At 57.7% G+C, this 18,193-nt stretch carries 16 protein-coding genes; 13 read left to right on the forward strand and 3 right to left on the reverse strand.

What is annotated here, in order from left to right; translation table 11 throughout:
- Positions 1–2: 2 nt before the first annotated feature.
- The 6 genes from nirB (at position 3) to QD409_RS00440 (ending at position 9,516) form a co-directional block, all read left to right on the forward strand.
- The gene (gene nirB, locus QD409_RS00415; RefSeq protein ID WP_430761526.1) at positions 3–2,453 is read left to right on the forward strand and encodes a nitrite reductase large subunit NirB; all 2,451 of its coding nucleotides are present in this window, start codon (positions 3–5) and stop codon (positions 2,451–2,453) included.
- 4 nt (positions 2,454–2,457) lie between these two features.
- On the forward strand, positions 2,458–2,793 hold the full coding sequence (gene nirD, locus QD409_RS00420; protein WP_430761527.1) for a nitrite reductase small subunit NirD: 336 nt from the start codon (positions 2,458–2,460) through the stop codon (positions 2,791–2,793).
- Positions 2,794–3,025: 232 nt separating this feature from the next.
- Complete coding sequence (locus tag QD409_RS00425; protein WP_430761528.1) at positions 3,026–5,680, forward strand: molybdopterin-dependent oxidoreductase; 2,655 nt, start codon at positions 3,026–3,028, stop codon at positions 5,678–5,680.
- Positions 5,652–7,130, forward strand: a complete 1,479-nt coding sequence (gene cysG / locus QD409_RS00430) for a siroheme synthase CysG (RefSeq protein WP_430761529.1) — start codon at positions 5,652–5,654, stop codon at positions 7,128–7,130. The genes QD409_RS00425 and cysG overlap by 29 nt, the downstream gene beginning before the upstream one ends.
- 395 nt (positions 7,131–7,525) lie before the next feature.
- On the forward strand, positions 7,526–7,741 hold the full coding sequence (locus QD409_RS00435) for a DUF2945 domain-containing protein (RefSeq protein WP_430761530.1): 216 nt from the start codon (positions 7,526–7,528) through the stop codon (positions 7,739–7,741).
- Positions 7,742–7,782: 41 nt separating this feature from the next.
- Positions 7,783–9,516 (forward strand): molybdopterin-dependent oxidoreductase, encoded by a 1,734-nt coding sequence (locus tag QD409_RS00440; protein ID WP_430761531.1) that lies wholly within the window; start codon positions 7,783–7,785, stop codon positions 9,514–9,516.
- Between the two features lie 283 nt (positions 9,517–9,799).
- Here QD409_RS00440 and QD409_RS00445 read toward each other — a convergent pair whose 3' ends face one another.
- Entirely contained in the window at positions 9,800–11,746 is a 1,947-nt protein-coding gene (locus QD409_RS00445) for a methyl-accepting chemotaxis protein (RefSeq protein ID WP_430761532.1), read from the reverse strand.
- Positions 11,747–12,045: 299 nt separating this feature from the next.
- Entirely contained in the window at positions 12,046–13,869 is a 1,824-nt protein-coding gene (locus tag QD409_RS00450; protein WP_430761533.1) for a chloride channel protein, read from the reverse strand.
- Between the two features lie 112 nt (positions 13,870–13,981).
- On the opposite strand from QD409_RS00450, the gene QD409_RS00455 reads away from it, so the two are divergent.
- From QD409_RS00455 to QD409_RS00485, 7 genes are all read left to right on the forward strand, one after another.
- The gene (locus QD409_RS00455) at positions 13,982–14,440 is read left to right on the forward strand and encodes a MarR family winged helix-turn-helix transcriptional regulator (protein WP_430761534.1); all 459 of its coding nucleotides are present in this window, start codon (positions 13,982–13,984) and stop codon (positions 14,438–14,440) included.
- 42 nt (positions 14,441–14,482) lie between these two features.
- Positions 14,483–14,905 (forward strand): MarR family winged helix-turn-helix transcriptional regulator, encoded by a 423-nt coding sequence (locus tag QD409_RS00460; protein ID WP_430761535.1) that lies wholly within the window; start codon positions 14,483–14,485, stop codon positions 14,903–14,905.
- 74 nt (positions 14,906–14,979) lie between these two features.
- On the forward strand, positions 14,980–15,249 hold the full coding sequence (locus QD409_RS00465; RefSeq protein WP_430761536.1) for a hypothetical protein: 270 nt from the start codon (positions 14,980–14,982) through the stop codon (positions 15,247–15,249).
- Positions 15,250–15,480: 231 nt separating this feature from the next.
- Positions 15,481–16,002 carry a DUF4142 domain-containing protein gene (locus tag QD409_RS00470; RefSeq protein WP_430761537.1) on the forward strand — a complete coding sequence of 174 codons (522 nt, stop codon included), beginning with the start codon at positions 15,481–15,483 and terminating at the stop codon, positions 16,000–16,002.
- 17 nt (positions 16,003–16,019) lie between these two features.
- On the forward strand, positions 16,020–16,340 hold the full coding sequence (locus QD409_RS00475; protein WP_430761868.1) for an amicyanin: 321 nt from the start codon (positions 16,020–16,022) through the stop codon (positions 16,338–16,340).
- A gap of 42 nt (positions 16,341–16,382) precedes the next feature.
- Entirely contained in the window at positions 16,383–17,123 is a 741-nt protein-coding gene (locus tag QD409_RS00480) for an RNA polymerase sigma factor (protein WP_430761538.1), read from the forward strand.
- A gap of 235 nt (positions 17,124–17,358) precedes the next feature.
- A complete protein-coding gene (locus tag QD409_RS00485) occupies positions 17,359–17,577 on the forward strand; it encodes a DUF488 domain-containing protein (protein ID WP_430761539.1) in 219 nt (72 codons plus the stop codon).
- A 204-nt stretch (positions 17,578–17,781) separates the two neighbouring features.
- Here the strand turns inward: QD409_RS00485 and QD409_RS00490 are convergent, their stop codons facing one another.
- Entirely contained in the window at positions 17,782–18,057 is a 276-nt protein-coding gene (locus tag QD409_RS00490) for a DUF6522 family protein (protein WP_430761540.1), read from the reverse strand.
- Positions 18,058–18,193 lie beyond the last annotated feature (136 nt).

Genomic DNA, 18,193 nt, shown 5'->3' on the forward strand with positions numbered 1-18,193 from the left:
CTATGACCCAGAAACTTGTCATCGTCGGCAATGGCATGGCACCCGGACGCATGCTGGAGCACCTCCTCGAACAGGCGCCCGATCGCTATCAAGTCACGATCTTCAACGCCGAACCGCGCGTCAATTACGATCGCATCATGCTGTCGCCCGTTCTGTCCGGAGAGAAGGACTACGAGCAGATCATCATTCATGGGGACGGCTGGTACATCAAGCACAACATCACCCTCTATAAGGGCCACAAGATCGTCGCCATCGATCGCGCCGCCAAGACCGTCACCTCGGATCATGGCGTCACCGAGAGCTACGACAAACTGGTGATCGCCACCGGCTCCGTGCCTTTCATCATTCCCGTTCCGGGCAAGGAGCTGCGAGGGGTTATTACCTATCGCGACCTTGACGACGTACAGGCGATGCTGCTTGCCGCCCAGTCGCGCGAAAAGGCGATCGTCATCGGTGGCGGCCTGCTTGGCCTCGAAGCCGCCGCCGGCCTTGCGTCCCGCGGTATGGATGTCACCGTTCTCCACGTCATGCCGACGCTGATGGAACGCCAACTCGACCCTGCGGCCGGCTATCTCCTGCAGAAGGCTGTCGAGGAACGTGGCATCAAGGTCATCACCAAAGCCAATACCAAGGCGATTGTCGGCGATGGCAAGGTCGAGGGGATCGAACTCGATGACGGCCGTATCATCCCCGCCACGCTGATCGTCATGGCCGTCGGCATTCGCCCGAATATCGGATTGGCCAAGGATGCTGGACTTGCCGTCAACAGAGGCATTGTCGTCGATGCCGGTATGGGCACATCGGATGGCGATATCTATGCGCTTGGCGAATGCGCCGAAGTCGGCGGACAGGTCTATGGTTTGGTCGCTCCACTTTATGAGATGGCGCGCGTTGCGGCCGCTCAGCTTGCCGGCGATACGTCCGCCGGCTTCGTGCATTCGGATACGCCGACCAAGCTCAAGGTCACCGGCATCAACCTTTTCTCGCTCGGAGACTTTGCCGATGGTGACGATCGCGAGGAGATCGTCCTGCGCGACGCGGCCGGCGGGGTCTACAAACGCCTGGTGCTTAAAGACAACCGCATCATCGGCACCGTGCTCTATGGCGAGACAGGCGACGGCGCCTGGTTCAATGACCTGAAGAAGAAGGCAACCGACATCTCCGAGATGCGCGAGACGCTGATCTTCGGCCAGGCCTATCAGGGAGGGTCTCCGCTGGACCCTATGGCGGCCGTTGCAGCCTTGCCGGATGATGCGGAAATCTGCGGCTGCAACGGCGTCTGTAAAGGCAAAATCACGTCAACAATGACCACCAAGGGATTGACATCGCTCGACGATGTTCGCGCCCATACCAAGGCGTCGGCCTCCTGCGGCTCCTGCACCGGCCTTGTCGAACAGTTGATGTCGATCACGCTTGGCGACAGCTATAACCCCGCTGCCGTGCAGCCGATGTGCACCTGCACCGAGCTTGGCCATGACGACGTCAGAAGACTTATAAAAGCCAAGGGGTTGAAGACCATTCCTGCAGTTATGCAGGAACTGGAGTGGAAGACGTCCTGCGGCTGCGCCAAATGCCGACCAGCGCTGAACTACTACCTCGTCTGCGACTGGCCGGATGAATATGCCGACGACTACCAGTCCCGCTTCATCAATGAGCGCGTCCACGCCAATATCCAGAAGGATGGGACCTATTCGGTGGTGCCGCGCATGTGGGGCGGCGTCACCAATTCCGGTGAACTACGTGCCATCGCCGATGTCGTCGACAAGTTCGAGATCCCGATGGTGAAGATGACCGGCGGCCAGCGCATCGATCTGCTCGGCATTCACAAAGAAGACCTGCCTGCCGTCTGGGCCGATCTCGGCAAGGCCGGTTTCATTTCGGGCCAGGCCTATGCCAAAGGCCTGCGCACGGTGAAAACCTGCGTCGGTTCCGACTGGTGCCGTTTCGGCACGCAGGATTCGACCGGCCTTGGCATCCGCATCGAGAAGTTCATGTGGGGTTCGTGGACACCGGCAAAGCTCAAGCTGGCCGTGTCGGGGTGTCCGAGAAACTGCGCCGAAGCGACTTGTAAGGACATCGGCGTCATCTGTGTGGATAGCGGCTTCGAGATCCATTTCGCCGGTGCCGCCGGCCTCGACATCAAGGGCACGGAGGTGCTCGGCCTTGTTAGGACCGAAGACGAAGCGTTGGAGCATATCGTGGCGCTGACGCAGATGTATCGCGAGCAGGGCCGCTATCTCGAACGCATCTACAAATGGGCCAAACGCATCGGTCTCGACGAGATCCGCCGCCAGATCATGACGGATGTCGACAAACGCAAAGCCTATTACGAGCGTTTCGTCTTCAGCCAGACATTCGCCCAGGTCGATCCGTGGTCCGAGCGTGTCTCGGGCAAGGACAAGCACGAATTCCGGCCGATGGCGACGGTCGGTTTCCATCAGGCGGCCGAGTGAGGAGATGGATATGAACTGGATCGAAATCGGCGATATCTCGGACATTCCCCTGCGCGGCGCACGCTGCGTGAAAACCCCGCAAGGCAAGATCGCCGTGTTCCGCACCGCCGAGGATCAGGTCTTCGCCATAGAGGATCATTGCCCGCACAAGGGTGGCCCGCTGAGCCAGGGCATTGTCCATGGAGCCGCCGTCACCTGCCCGCTGCACAACTGGGTGATTTCACTCGAAACCGGCGAGGCGCTGGGTGCGGACAAGGGGTCCGTCAGGACCATTCCGGTGCGCAACGAGAACGGAGTGCTGTCGATCGCCCTCGACAGCATGATGATGGCGGCGGAATAGGTCATGTCCGTGTGCACGGCGATACCCCCCTCTGTTCGTTCGAGACATCTTCCCCTCAAGACGGAAGATCAGTTTGAGTTTGCTGCTGCCCGTTTGAAAAAGAAAAGCATGTATCGCTTTTGTTCAGTGGATGGAGACCAGTGGCGCGGTGAGCTCCTGATCCTTCCCCTTGAGGGGGAGATGACAGAAGGGGGTGTAAACGATTGGCGACCAAGCATCGGGGAGACCAAGGGTGGCCACTGAAACGAAGACTACATGTCCCTACTGCGGCGTCGGATGTGGTGTTATCGCCAAGGTCGACGATCACGGAAAAGTTTCCGTTACAGGCGATCCCGAGCATCCGGCCAATTTCGGTCGGCTCTGCTCCAAGGGCTCGGCGCTGGCCGAAACGATCGATCTCGACGGCCGTGTCCTCTACCCGGAAATCCACGGTCGACGTGCAAGCTGGAACGACGCGCTCGATCTGGTAGCGTCGAAATTTTGTGAAGCCATCGCCGAGCATGGGCCGGACTCGGTCGCATTCTATGTCTCAGGTCAATGCCTGACGGAAGACTATTATGTGGCCAACAAGCTGATGAAAGGCTTCATTGGTTCAGCCAATATCGACACGAATTCGCGGCTTTGCATGGCCTCCTCCGTCGCAGGTCATCGCCGCGCGTTCGGTTCGGATACGGTACCCGGCACTTACGAGGATCTCGAACTCGCTGATTTGATCGTACTCGTTGGCTCGAACCTTGCTTGGTGCCATCCGGTGCTCAACCAACGGATCCAAGCGGCAAAACAAAGCCGACCGGAGATGAAAATCGTCACGATCGATCCGCGACGCTCGGTCAGCGCCGATCTTGCGGACATGCACTTGATGATCAAAGGCGACGGCGATGTCGCCCTCTTCAATGGGCTGCTTGCCTATCTCGCCGGATCGCCTGTTTTGGATCACGATTATCTATCGGCGCATACGATCGGCTTTAACGATGCGCTGGAAGCCGCACAAACCAGGAGCATGCTGGATATTTCGGAGGAAACAGGCTTATCGGTCGCCGAACTGCGGGCCTTTTATCGTCTGTTTGAAACAACCGAAAAGGTGGTGACCTGCTATAGTCAGGGCGTCAACCAGTCCTCGATCGGCACCGACAAGGTCAATGCGATCATCAATTGCCATCTCGCCACCGGCCGCATCGGCAAGCCCGGTATGGGGCCCTTCTCGCTGACCGGCCAGCCGAATGCCATGGGTGGCCGCGAAGTGGGCGGTCTTGCCAACATGCTGGCAGCGCATATGAATATCGAGGACGAAGCCGCGCGCGACCGCGTGCAACGCTTCTGGAATTCACCAACCATGGCCGCAACGCCCGGTCTTAAGGCCGTCGAAATGTTCGAGGCCGTGGCGGACGGGCGCATCAAAGCACTGTGGATTATGGCGACCAATCCGGTCGTTTCGATGCCAGATGCCGACCGGGTGCGCGAAGCCATCCGCAACTGCCCCTTCGTCGTCGTTTCCGATATCCAAAAGAACACCGACACCGCTGCACTCGCCCAGGTGCTATTGCCAGCCGCCGGCTGGGGCGAGAAGGACGGAACCGTTACTAACTCCGAGCGGCGCATTTCTCGCCAGCGCAATTTTCTGGATCTGGCCGGCGACGCGAAGCCCGACTGGTGGCATATGGCCGAAGTTGCCACGCGGATGGGCTTCAACGGCTTCCACTACGACAGTCCCGCCGAAATCTTCGCCGAACACGCGGCCCTTTCTGGATTCGAAAATGGCGGGATACGCGACTTCGACATAGGCGCGAAAGCCGACATCTCCCGTGAAGCCTTCGAGGCTATGCCACCGTTCCAATGGCCGCATCGCAAAGGCACCCCCGAAGGCGCCACGCGGTTCTTTGCCGATGGTGAGTTCTACACGCCGGACCGCAAGGCCAGGTTCATCGCCGTGAAATCTGAGCGCGATGACCGAACAGGCAAGGATGCCCCCTTTATTCTCAATACCGGCCGTATCCGCGACCAGTGGCACACGATGACGCGCACGGGCAAGGCGGCACGGCTCTCCTCGCATCTCGCCGAACCTTTCGCCGAAATCAACCCGGCGGACGCCGCTGAACTCGGCATCGATAAGGCAGGGTTGGTAAAGGTAGATAACTCCTTCGGCGCAGTCGTGCTACGCGCATTGCTCACAGAGCGGCAGCCACGCGGCGGCGTCTTCGTGCCGATGCATTGGAACGATGAGTATTCTGCAAATGCGCGAGTGGCCGCATTGTTGGCACCACGCACAGACCCCATATCTGGCCAACCGGCGCTCAAGAATATCGGCGTCAGGATACGACCAGCGGAAATGGCGTATTACGGATTTGCGGTTGTCGCCTTCCGCCCCGAGCGGCTTGAGGCGCCCTATTGGGCGATCGCGAAGACAGAAGCCGGCTGGCGCGTGGAATTTGGCTTCGACAAGGCACTGGACGATGTCGAAACGTGGTGTCGCGATACGTTCGGTCTTTCTGATCGTTGCGAGCATCTCGCCTATGTCGACAACCCGACGCGACAGCAACGTCATGGTTTCTTCGACGGAGAACGGCTGTTGCTTGCCTTTTACGCCGCGCCAGACCCTGTCGCCGTATCGCGTGACTGGGCCGTCAAGCAACTCAGCACACCATTGGAGACTGCCCGGGCGCGCTTTGCCGTGCTCGCCGGTCGGCCGGGTGCCGATCAGATGGACCCTGGCGCAACCGTCTGCTCCTGCTTCTCAGTCGGCGTCAACCAGATCATAGGCGCCATCGCGGGCGGTTGCCATACAGTCGAGGCTGTCGGCAAACGGCTCAACGCCGGAACCAATTGTGGCTCTTGCCGCATGGAAATTAAGGGGATTATCGATGGTTGCCTTCGTCAAGCCGCGGAATGATAGACTGGAGCGTATCGCTCCACTCACCTCGCTGCCAGTGTTTTTCGATCTCAAGGGGAAATCCGTATTGATCGCCGGCGGCAGCGACGGGGCGGCGTGGAAGGCCGAACTTCTGGCAGCAGCGGGCGCGGAGGTCCATGTCTTCTGTCCTGCGGATGAGCTTTCCGAGGGCTTTCGGAAGCAACTTGACCAGTTTATCCACCACGATGCATTTTGGCAGGCGGCATACTTCAAGAGCTTTGCTTTGGCGGTAGGCGACTGCAAGACCGAAGAGGAGGCGCGCTGCTTCCACGATCACGCTGTCGCTGCCGGAGTTCCCGTCAACGTCATCGACAAGCCGACATTCTGTCAGTTCAAGTTCGGCTCGATCGTTAACCGCTCGCCCGTGGTGATCGGCATCTCGACCGACGGCGCCGCTCCTATCCTCGGCCAGGCTATTCGCCGGCGCATCGAAACGCTCCTCCCTCAGTCACTTAAAGTCTGGGCTCAGCTTGCCCAAGCCATCCGCACCCATGTGACAGACACCTTGACGTCGGTTCAACGACGACATTTCTGGGAACGTTTTGTCGATCGCGCCTTCGCGGGCAAAGAGCCTGAGACCGATACAGTGTCGAACTTGATCACCGACGCCGACCGAACTCGTACCAATGCCAACCGTTCAGGCCACGTGACGCTCGTTGGCGCCGGCCCCGGCGACGCTGAACTGTTGACTCTGAAGGCGGTCCGCGCCCTCCAAGCCGCCGATGTAATCCTGTTCGATGATCTTGTTTCCGGGGAGGTGCTGGAACTTGCCCGCCGTGAGGCCAAACGCATGCTGGTGGGCAAACGTGGTGGCCGCCAAAGCTGCAGGCAGGAGGACATCAACGCAACGATGTTGGCGCTCGCCAAGGCCGGCAAGCAAGTCGTTCGCCTCAAGTCAGGCGACCCGATGATTTTCGGCCGTGCCGGCGAAGAGATTGCTCATCTTCGTCGCGAAAACATCCCTGTCGACGTTATTCCCGGCATCACGGCAGCAAGCGGCATGGCCTCGTCCCTCGGCATGTCGCTCACCCACCGGGACCACGCCCAGTCCGTGCGCTTCATCACTGGCCATTCCCGCCATGGCGGACTGCCGGCAGACGTCGACTGGGCGTCGGTCGCCGATCCCCATACGACAACCGTATTCTATATGGGCGGGAGGACAGCGCCGCTCATCGCCGACCGGCTGATCGCTGAGGGTCTGCAGCCGTCCACTCGTTCCGTGATCATGGCCGACGTCGGCCGCACCACGCAGCGGGAATGGCACGGCAGCCTCCAAAATCTTGCCGAGGGAATGGAGAAGATCGGTTACGAAAATCCCGTGCTGATCGCCGTGGGTGGCGCTGTTTCAGCCTGCGTGACCGTTGGCGCGGATGCTGACAGTCTTGCAGAAACGCCCGCCGTGGCCCTGAGTTTAGTTGCTGTAGCTTGATCTGATTTCGCGTCACGCAGCGTGAAGACGAGGTATCATGTCGGGGGACATTGTGAAATAGGTTGGCAACCGGTACCTCTGGCCAGGAATGCCGCGGCGTCATAACCCGGGTACTTGATGATAGATCAATATCGCGTGCTGATTGCTTGCCGCAAAGCCGGCAGGAGCGTGGCCGCGATATAGGCTTCGACTTCAACAACGAGCGCCTCAACGAGCCTACAGCTGCATTCTTCAAAGCGCTTCATTTTCCACGCTCAGGATTGCGGCGGAGGGAGTGAAAGTCAAATAGGCAAATTTGTGCTGTTGTGGACGGAGCTTTGGGCGCATGATCGATGCGGAGAGTACTGTCGTAACGCGTCGGCGAACGGACGCGCCAAATCCCGAGCAAAATGTCGATGGGTAACAACTTCAAGATCGGCGACCGCGTGAGCTGGAATTCGGAGGCTGGCCGTGTAAACGGCATGATTATTCGCGTCCATACCAGCGAATTTGACGTCAACGGCTACACACATCACGCGAGCGCCGAGACGCCGCAATACGAGATCAAGAGCATCAAGACCGAGCACGTCGCTTTCCACAAAGGCTCGGCGCTCACCAAAGTTCGCGACTGACGCTCCCGCCAGACGCAATCGATGACAGAAAGCGATCACCCATGTCTAAGGCTCCGCAGCCCCCGCCGACGGAACCGCTTCGTGCCAGCCTCAGCGATGCGGACGATCGCATCCGGCTCAATCACTGGATGCCGCCCCAGCAAGGAATTTTTCCACACATTAGGATCGGCCAGCGTTGGATCAATACCCTGTGGTGCCTACCTATTGCGGCGGCGTCGTTGCTTTGTCTGATTGCCCTTGCGCAAAGTTTGCGCGAATTGCACTCTGTTGCAAGCTTCATCCAGAGCCATCCTGGGATTGCACAATCGGCGCCGTCAGTTGATTCCGGCTTCCCTTGGTGGCTCCAGGTCCAGCACTTCCTGAACATGTTTTTCATGCTGTTTATCATGCGGGCCGGACTGCAAATTTTGGCCGATCATCCACGGCTCTACTGGAGACGGGATTGCACGCCGGGAACCGATTGGTTCCGGTTTCAGGTGCCCGTGCCCAAAGATCGCATTTGGACCGCCAAGGATGATTCCGTCACCCTACCCACTTGGCTTGGCATCCCTGGCTTGCGTCATACACTTGGCCTTGCGCGGTGGTGGCACTTCTCGATCAATCTTTTGTGGCTGATCAATGGTATCGCTTTCTATGCACTGCTGTTCTCCACCGACCAGTGGCGCCGGCTTGTACCGCTGACATGGGAGGTTTTTCCCGCAGCGCTATCAACAGCAATCCAATATGCTTCGCTGAACTTTCCGGTCGACGAAGGCTGGACCCGGTACAACGGCCTCCAACAGTTCAGCTACTTCATCACCGTCTTTGTCGCAGCGCCCGTCTCGATATTAACCGGCCTGATGCAGAGCCCGGCAATTTCCAACGCACTTGGATGGTTCGGCCGGTTGCTCAACCGGCAGGCGATGCGGTCGGTTCACTTTATTGCGTTTACCTGGTTCGTTGTCTTCATTCTGGCACATGGCGCAATGGTGTTCATCACCGGCATCCGGCAGAACACCAATCATATGTTCGGTGGCGTCAACGACGCCTCATGGAAAGGATTGCCGCTATTTCTCGTCGCCATGGCCATTTTGGTCGCCGCTTGGCTTGTCGCCTCACCCTTTACCATCCGCTACGCCCGCCTCGTCCAGCGCGCGGGCACGTTCATGATCGGCTGGCTCATGCAATTCGCCGAAGGCTGGGATCCGCGATCTCAGCTCATGAAGGAAGACATTTCTCCCTACTTTTGGCCGAATGGCACAATGCCGAACTCCAAAGAATTTGATGATCTCCTGTCGGAGAACTTCGCGAGCTACAGGCTTCGGGTTGGCGGCCTGGTCGAAAGATCACGGGAGTTCTCGCTGGCAGACCTCAAAGCGATGGTGAAACAGGAGCAAATCACCACGCATTTCTGTATTCAGGGCTGGTCGGGCGTCGCCGAATGGGGCGGAGTTCCAATGCGTGACATCCTCGATCTGGTGAAGCCGATGCCGGAAGCGCGTTACGCCGTGTTCTATTCCCTAGCCGATGGAGCCGAGGGCGGTCGATATTATGACGTGCATAGTATGCGCAACATGCGACACTCACTCACGATCCTGGCCTACGAGATGAATAGTGCGCCGCTCAGCGTCCTACATGGGGCTCCGCTGCGGCTGCGCTGCGAGAACGAGTTGGGATTCAAGATGGTCAAATGGGTTACGGCGATCGAGTTCGTCCACGACTTCGCTGATCTCGGCGCCGGCCAGGGTGGTTACAACGAGGACCACGAATTTTACGGATATCGGATGCCGATTTGATTGCTGCGTGGCAGCCAAAACCCAACACAGGTCACAACAATGATCGTTAAGAACATATCGTCGCGTTCAAGCGGCGGGGAATATTGTGATCGGAATTGCCACTTCTGAAAGATGTGGTGCTGATGTCAAAGGCAGATGCCATAGAACCGTCATCGATGGTGTTTGCCGCCCCATTTTCTTTTTCAAATTATTTTGAAAGGTCGGCACTTTGCGCTCCGCCCGAGCGGTCCGCTCTCCGCGCCGGTTGACACTCCAAAGGTTGACGGATCAACCCCAATTATCGTCAAAACTCTTCCCAACTGCCAGCACTCACGTCTGTCTTTGCGCCGAAGGCTGCGGCAACAGCGTTGGCCATTTTGCGTGCCGGAGAAATGGCCGGCTTGTGGAGAGCGGTGACGGCAACCGGCAAAGCGGGAGGTTTGCGGCGCGGTGCATCCTGCGATGCTCTTGTCACGCCGAGCTGGAACTGGTTGAGCAGCTCTCGCAGCCTGGTTGCCTCGCCGGCGAGCGTTGCGCTTGCCGCGTTTGTTTGTTCGACCATTGCGGCGTTCTGCTGCGTTACCTGATCCATCTGGTTAACCGCAATGTTAACTTCGGAAAGACCTACGGATTGCTCCTTCGCTGAGGTTGCTATCGCGTCCATATGCTGGTTGACGGTAATAATATAGCCTTCGATGGTCTTCAGCGCCTCCCCAGTCTCGCTAACAAGCTTGACACCGCTCTGCACTTCTACGCTCGAGCTGCGTATGAGATCCTTGATCTCCTTTGCTGCCTGTGCCGAACGTTGGGCAAGCTCACGCACCTCCTGCGCGACAACCGCAAAGCCCTTGCCCGCCTCCCCTGCTCGGGCAGCCTCCACACCAGCGTTTAGCGCCAGCAGGTTTGTCTGGAACGCGATCTCGTCAATAACACCGATGATGTTCGCGATCTGGTTGGATGACTGCTCGATCCTCTGCATTGCATTGACGGCATTTGACACGACAACGCCCGAATGAGCCGCGCCCGCATTTGCGTGCGCGGCCACAGCTCGGGCCTCATCGGCTCTCTTTGAGGAGTTCGATACATTGACGGTAATTTCATCGAGGGCCGCGGCAGTTTCCTCAAGCGATGCCGCCTGCTGTTCAGTTCGCTTCGATAGATCCTGCGCGCCCTGGCTGATCTCGCTCGTGCCGACGTCGATGGCACTGGTCGCATCGGCAACCGCTCGCAGCGTTTCAGCAAGCTGGGCCATGGCGCTGTTGAAATCCGCCCGCAGGCTCTCGAGTTCCGCGACGAATGGTTCCGTGATTTGGCCGGTCAGGTCCCCATGAGAAAGCTGCTTCAGGCCCTTCCCGAGTTGCGTCGTTGCGTACGCCATAGCTTCGGCCCGCACCTCTTCGAGCTGCGCAATGCGGTCGCGCTCCCGCTCGGAGAGCGTTCGCTGGGCAGCAACCTCTTGTTCCAATCTTTGATTGGCAAGCGCACTTTCGCGGAAGACTTCCAGCGCAGCTGCGATGTTCCCGATTTCGTCGGCACGCGACCGATAAGGGATTTCTCGATCAAGCGCGCCTTCCGCCAACTCCTTCATGGAGCCGGTGATCCGGGTCAGCGGCAACGAGACGATCCTGACTGCATAGTAGATGCCAAAACCGCTCAGCCCGAGAATAACGACGATGGTCGCGATGGAGATTTCCATTGCCGACGAGAATGCCTTTGCTGCGCTGCCAACGGCTTGGTTGGCAGCGTCCAGGTTGACGTCCTTGAGTTGATTGAGCAGCTCACCGTTTTTGATTGCCTGATCCCGCATCGCCCCATTGAGGATGACGGCCGCCTCCTCGTTTTTGCTTTGCCGCGACAGCTCTATCATTGGCTGTGCGAGAGTGTCGTAAGTCGCAACACCCGCATCAATCTGGTCAATTAGCTTCCGTTCGACATCGGACGCGGCAAGAGCACGGTAGGCGGCGATTTTTTGAGCGGCCTTTTGCTTGACGTCATTGATGCGCTGCTCCGCCTTGCCTTTGTTCTCCGGCGTTAGCGATAGGATGTGCTGGGCATAGGCCAAGCGCTTGTCGGTAAGGACGGCCTCTAGGTCGCCGATGGTCCGAACGCTCGGTAGCATATCCTTGCCGAGTGAGATCGTCGATGCGTTTGTTTCGTTCAATCCCACCAACGACACAAGTGCGTTGCCGCAGAAGCCGAGTGCAAGCACGACCAGAAGCGATGTCAGTCCTGTCTTGATAGAGATCTTCATTTACGGCCTCCTCCTCGGCATGGTAAATTTTCAATAAACTAGCCGACAAAGATAGCGAATTGCTTAACCGGGCTACCCCGTCATCTACGCTTGACGCACCACGCCGCGAAATGGCGGCTGACTTGACGTGGGAATCGGCAACTTCCACCAAGAGGTCGCGGGATGCTATCGAAAGGTGCTATTTATCGACGCTCCAAACGCATGGACCAACGTACTGGCGAAGGACATGGAAAGATCTGCGAGGCCGCCGACTGCGGCCTCATTACCTGCATGGATGCTCGCTCGGTGTTCCACCAAAGTCATTCCGTCACTGTCTTAGCTCCCGACTGCGTGCCCAAGTAAGGGCGGCGCTCCAGTTCCGAGGATTTCAGCGCACTTCTAAGGCGCAGCAGATCCTTGCGGGCAATTAGACCCACAAGCTTTCCCGACGCGCGATCCACGATCGGTATTCGGCCAGTTTCTGCAGCAAGCATGAGGTCTGCGACGAAGCCAACCGTGTCATCCGGATGGCCAATTGGGCCTGATGCATCAGAAACCCGGTCTGTAAGGGTTTGATCCGCAAGATCCTTGTCGCCCTGCCAACGAAGTGCGTCCGCACGCGACACAACGCCCAAAAGCCTGTCATCGTCTTCGACGACAGGATAGAGTCGATGCGTTTTCTCTCTGGAGGAAAAGAAGTCGCAGGCCGCGCCGATTGTCATGGAGCCGGGCAAGGTGTCAACCGGATGGACCATGATGTCAGCAGCGCGTGTCAGTTCGAAGGGATCGATACCGTATTCGCGGGTGATATGCTGGCCTCGACGTGCGATCTTTTCGGTCAGAATGGAACGGCGAAGCAGCAGGACGGTCACTGCATAAGCTGTAACCGTCGCCGCGAGCAAAGGCACAAGCGCGCTGATGTCGCCGGTAATCTCTACGGCAAAGAAGGTCCCGGTCAGAGGTGCGCGCATCGTACCACCCATCATAGCGGCCATGCCAAGAAGGGCCCAGAAGCCTGGATCTCCGGGAAAGATCAGTCCAACAAGCCATCCAAGCGCTCCCCCGAGAATAAGGAGCGGCGCAAGTACGCCCCCTGACGTTCCGGAAGACAGTGCCACCAGCCAAATTCCGGCCTTGACGAGGAGGATGGCAAGGACGGCTTTGGCAACAATATGACTGCCCAATAGGTCCGAGATGATATCGTAGCCGACGCCAAGCGCACGCGGTTCGATCAGCCCACCGAGCCCAACCACCAGACCACCGAGTGCAGGCCACCACATCCAATGGATCGGCAGTCGTTCAAAGGCATCCTCAATTTTATAGAGCAACGTCGTCAGTAAGCCCGACTGCAGGCCGGAGACGATGCCCATCGCAACACAAAGGAACACACTCCACCAGGGAAGATGGCTCTGAAAATTGGTCGGGAAGAGCGGGCCCTGTCCGAACAGGAGTGGTCGCCAGTAGATCGAGACGCAAGCCGCCACGGCAACCGGAATGAAGCTGCGCGGTTTCCATTCAAACAACAACAATTCGACAGCCAGCATCACCGCTGCAATCGGTGATCCGAAAATGGCTGTCATGCCAGCTGCCGCGCCGGCAACCAACAGCGTTTTTCGCTCGGCAGCGCTCATGTGGAAACATTGCGCAAACAGCGAGCCGATGGCGCCGCCGGTCATGATGATCGGGCCCTCCGCGCCGAAGGGGCCACCCGTTCCAATGGAGATGGCCGATGAAAGCGGCTTCAGAAGCGCGACCTTGGGTGACATCCGGCTTCCCCCGATCAGGATGGCCTCGATGGCCTCAGGAATACCGTGGCCTCGGATCTTTTCTGAACCGAACCGGGCCATCAGGCCGATCACGATACCGCCGAGCACCGGGGCTGCCACCATCCAGGGCGACCGTGACGCATTCGCAAGTGAAGAGGCTTGAGTGCTGAAATGTCCGAACCACACCACATTCGTCACGAGCGCGATCAAATTGACGAGCACCCAGGCTGCCAGCGCGCCGCCAGTGCCGACAATGATGGCCATGCCGATCAACAAAAGCACGCGTTTGTCTGTGGTGAAATCTCCTGCCTCTCGTCGAGCGAGGCCTCCGGTGAAATCATGTTGACGATATTGGGGTATGCTTTCGGGGTTTTTCAATGCGTTGTCTCCAAACCACGCTGCTCTTCAGCGGAGGCACATTTTCTCATCGGCGCTTCACATATATCGTGATACGATATAAATCAATATGTGCAAGCGAAGGAGTTGGAGCATGACCACAAAAGCACGTGAGGATTCGCTTTCGCCAGGAGACTATGAGGCCCTTGCGAACCTGCGCTTTGCGCTCAGAAAATTTACGGAGTTCAGCAACGCTGAAGTATCGAACCTCGGCCTGACGCCACAGCAACATCAAGCGCTGCTAGCGATCAAAGGATTGCCTCCCGAAAAGGAGATGACCGTCGGGATGCTCGCCGACCGACTGCTGATTGCGCCACATTCCGCGACAGAGCTTGTGGACAGGCTTGCCGACGCGGGCTACATCGAGCGTGTATCAAGCAAGGTCGATGGCCGACGTCAGATCGTAAGATTGATGGACAAGACCGAGCGCATTCTGGCGAAGCTTAGTGGTGCACATCTGCACGAGATCAGGGAAATGGCCCCGGAGCTGATGGAGGCACTACGCGTCCTGCAAGATCGGCGCAAGCTGGAGAAGATCGCCTGGATGGCATAAATCTTTTTGGCTAGAGTCAACGAAAAACCTGAGATTGTGAAGATGACGAAGGAAACTTTGAGTGGCAGCGACTATGAGGCGCTTGCCAATTTACGCCACACGCTGCGCAGATTTATGGATTTCAGCACATCTGCTGCCCAGGAAGAGGGTCTGCCGAGCCAGCAGCATCAGGCTTTACTGGCAATCAAGGGACATCCTGTCGAGGACGCAATGACGATCGGATTGCTGGCGAACCGTCTGCTGATCGCGCCGCACACGGCGACCGAGCTCGTTGGGCGACTGAGCGCCGCCGATTTGGTAACACGACATTCAGACCCGGAGGACAAGCGGCGCCAGACATTGACGTTGACCGCGAAGGCAGACGCTGTCTTGCTGCGGCTCAGCGCTGTGCACCTGACGGAAATACGGGAAATGGCGCCCGAACTCATCACGATCCTGCAACGCCTTCAAGCGAAAGTCACCTGACGACGACGGTGCTTGCATGGTGATGTTGCAATATATCGCAATACGATATATTTTCGGCCCGGGAGGATAGTTTGATGGCAGAGCCGACCGTCGAAACGAAGACTGATTTAGAGCTTTTTGCCGAGCGCTTGTCGCGTGGCGGCAAACTGAGGCACCCACCGCAGCATTCACCGACCGCGGACGAGCTCGCCGACCTCAAAAGAACACTCTATATGCGGCTACGATCCGGCCCCATGGATCTCAGGCTTCTCGCTTTGGAATGGCGGTATGACATTGCGCTTTTGCTCGATCACATGCGCCATTGGATGTATACTGTTGACCGCGATTTCAATCGCGATCCATAAAGGCATGGATATACATAGAAGACGCACCTGCGTTGTCCTGGTGGCGACCGCGAGTCGCCGCAAATGATCCCAACATTGCCGTCGGAGTTGTCTCGCAAACATTCGCGATTTTTTCGGGAACCTTTTTCTCCAAACTCCATCCAATGACTGGCTTCAGCTCGAAGCTAGTGATCGATGGCGGGTCTCGGATCCGTTGACCGCTCTGGATCGTATGACAATAGGAGGAAAACAATGTTCAAAAACATTCTTGCCGCGACATTCCTGCTCGGCCTCGCCGGCACCGCGGCGATCGCCGCTGATGCCAAAATCTCCGATCCGCAGATCGCTCATATCGCCTATACGGCGGGCCAAATCGATGTGACTGCTGCCGAACAGGCTCTCAAGAAGAGCAAGAACACGGACGTGATCGAATTCGCCAAGACCATGGAGCGTGACCACAAGGCGGTTAACGACCAGGCACTGGCTCTGGTCAAACAGCTCAAGGTTACGCCAGAAGACAATCAGATCAGCAAGTCGCTGAACGCTCAGGCGACCAAGGAACTGGCCAAACTCGGCGCCCTCGACGGATCTGCCTTTGACAAGGCATATATCGACAATGAAGTCGCCTATCACAAGGCGGTCAATAGCACGCTCGCCGATCAATTGATCCCATCGGCCAAGAATGCGAAGCTCAAGTCGCTGTTAGAAATTGGTCTTGCACTCTTCAAGGAGCATCAGATGCATGCGGAACACCTTGCCGCTATGATGAAGTAGGACCGACGATGGGCGCGATGAAAGCGATCCGTGCGCCCGTCATCGCCGCCGGGTTGCTTCTTATGGCGATCGGCTCGGCGGCGTCGGCGGCCGAATATCAAATTGTCGTTGCGAACATGAAGTTCGGCTCGCCGCCCGATCAGTTGCACGTGGGCGACGTGATCATTTGGAGCAACGATGATATATTCCGCCATACTGCGACCGCGCGCGATGCCAGCTTCGATATCGACCTGCCGGCCAAGTCGGAGGCACGTATGACGATCGAGCGCGTGGGAGCTGTTGAGTTTTACTGCCGGTTTCACCCAACGATGACCGGAAAGCTGAATGTCCAGCCATAAGCCGCCATTCGTTCTCGTAGATGATGGAAAGAGGAGTTGCGAATGATCGCTCTCCCCGCCGCCAAACGACACTGGCCGGATCTTTCTGCCTGTTCGGAAGATGAACTCGTGACCCGCGCCAAGGCCGGCGATGAGCACGCCGTCAGAGCTATCGTCCAGCGCAACAACCAACGTCTGTTTCGCACGGCTCGCGCCCTCCTCGGCAACGATGCAGAGGCGGAGGACACTGTGCAGGCAACCTATGTGCACGCATTCACCAACCTCTCGGCTTTCCGCGGAGATTCGAGATTATCGACCTGGTTGACAAGGATTGCGCTTAACGAAGCCCTCGGCCGCGTGCGGCGGCGGCGCGATTTTACCGGGCTTGAGGACATCGATATGCAAAGCAAGACGTTGAGTAGCGGGATATTGCACTTCCCCTCCTCGTTGTCACCGGTCGATCCGGAGGCAGAACTTGCACGAAATCAGACCAGACATCTGTTGGAACTTGCGATCGATGCGCTGCCCGACGAATTCCGCACGGTCTTCATCCTGCGAGAGGTGGAAGGTTTAAGCACGGAAGAAACGGCGTCGCTCCTTACCATCAAGCCGGAGACGATCAAGACCCGCCTGCATCGAGCCCGCAAATTGATGCGGCTTTCGATTGAAAGGCAGTTCGCCGGTGCGTTCTCGGCCCTCTTTCCCTTCGATGGAACGCGTTGTGCCGGTATGGCCGATCGAGTGGTTGCAACACTCGAAAAGATGCGCATCGATAAATCGGCTCCGACTGTCGGGTCACCATGAGACGTGTCTAGCTATTGTTGCCCATTTCACTTCCGGCTTGCGAGTTTTCGAGCCAGACAGTCTCTATTCAGCATAGTTTATGCTGTGGTGCGGACCCCCCAGTCCAATAGCAATCAGCCGCATGCCAGCACGGCCACTCGATGACCACTTAGGATCGATCCATTTCAGTTGAATGCGGCAAGAACGGACGACAACTTCGGAGCAATCACGAAAAACGGTAGATTGAAACACGACTGTGCACATCAAACGGATCTATGAGCCCGCAGTCGAAGGTGACGGCACGCAGGTCCTTGTCGACCGGTTATGGCCCCACGACACCAGCAAGAATGAAGCACATATCCACATCTGGCTGGGGGATATTGCCCCAAGCGCTGACCTTCGGCACTGGTTCGGTCGCGATCCGAAAAGCGACGTGAGTTCTGTCGCTGCCGGGAGAAACTCAAGGGGAACATAAGAGTAACTTACAAGGAACTTAAAGGTGTTTTGCGAGTTCAGAGAGAAGATCCGGCAATCAACGGCGGCGCTTCTCTACGGAGCGAGGGATATTGAACACGATCAGGCCATCGTTCTCATGGATTTCATCACCAAGCAGTAAGTCTGAGCGGCGTTCGTCCACGACGACGTGCTTGAACGGAATGTCTGGAAGGCCGCGCCCGCATCAAGATGCGGGCGGTCGCGCACTACTGCGAAGGAAAGTCATCTCCTCGTGCCGGATCTGGTTCTCATCGTCTAGTACGACCCGCCATAGTCGATTGCCAAATCGCAGCGACAGACGCCTCGTGCCTTCATTGTCCGCTGTGCCCATCTCCACCGAGGACGTAATAGAACCCCGCTGCATGTGACCGCGAAACTCGCTCAGTGACAGACCGAACCGATCGGCAATCTCCGAGGAGTCTACGATAAAGTCTCCATTTTGCGCACGCTCGACAAACATCGTTGGCCCTCCTTTCCCTCGGACGTAAAAGCGCTATTCAGCGATAATAAAGAATGATCAATCATTGTCATTCTTAAAATAGAAATTATAGTTGCCACAAGGGCGCGATCTGCGATGGAGGCGTCCCACGGACAGC

The sequence above is a fragment of the Rhizobium sp. BR 315 genome, from assembly GCF_050577975.1.
GTDB lineage: Bacteria > Pseudomonadota > Alphaproteobacteria > Rhizobiales > Rhizobiaceae > Rhizobium > Rhizobium miluonense.

Bases quoted from the DNA above. Each gene is read 5' to 3' on its own strand.
- QD409_RS00455 (WP_430761534.1), top strand. From the start codon at position 13,982: ATGACCACAAAAGCACGTGAGGATTCGCTTTCGCCAGGAGACTATGAG.
- QD409_RS00465 (WP_430761536.1), top strand. From the start codon at position 14,980: ATGGCAGAGCCGACCGTCGAAACGAAGACTGATTTAGAGCTTTTTGCC.
- QD409_RS00480 (WP_430761538.1), top strand. From the start codon at position 16,383: ATGATCGCTCTCCCCGCCGCCAAACGACACTGGCCGGATCTTTCTGCC.
- QD409_RS00440 (WP_430761531.1), top strand. From the start codon at position 7,783: ATGTCTAAGGCTCCGCAGCCCCCGCCGACGGAACCGCTTCGTGCCAGC.
- QD409_RS00445 (WP_430761532.1), bottom strand. From the start codon at position 11,746: ATGAAGATCTCTATCAAGACAGGACTGACATCGCTTCTGGTCGTGCTT.
- QD409_RS00470 (WP_430761537.1), top strand. From the start codon at position 15,481: ATGTTCAAAAACATTCTTGCCGCGACATTCCTGCTCGGCCTCGCCGGC.
- QD409_RS00460 (WP_430761535.1), top strand. From the start codon at position 14,483: ATGACGAAGGAAACTTTGAGTGGCAGCGACTATGAGGCGCTTGCCAAT.
- nirB (WP_430761526.1), top strand. From the start codon at position 3: ATGACCCAGAAACTTGTCATCGTCGGCAATGGCATGGCACCCGGACGC.
- QD409_RS00490 (WP_430761540.1), bottom strand. From the start codon at position 18,057: ATGTTTGTCGAGCGTGCGCAAAATGGAGACTTTATCGTAGACTCCTCG.
- QD409_RS00435 (WP_430761530.1), top strand. From the start codon at position 7,526: ATGGGTAACAACTTCAAGATCGGCGACCGCGTGAGCTGGAATTCGGAG.
- QD409_RS00475 (WP_430761868.1), top strand. From the start codon at position 16,020: ATGAAAGCGATCCGTGCGCCCGTCATCGCCGCCGGGTTGCTTCTTATG.
- cysG (WP_430761529.1), top strand. From the start codon at position 5,652: ATGGTTGCCTTCGTCAAGCCGCGGAATGATAGACTGGAGCGTATCGCT.
- nirD (WP_430761527.1), top strand. From the start codon at position 2,458: ATGGATATGAACTGGATCGAAATCGGCGATATCTCGGACATTCCCCTG.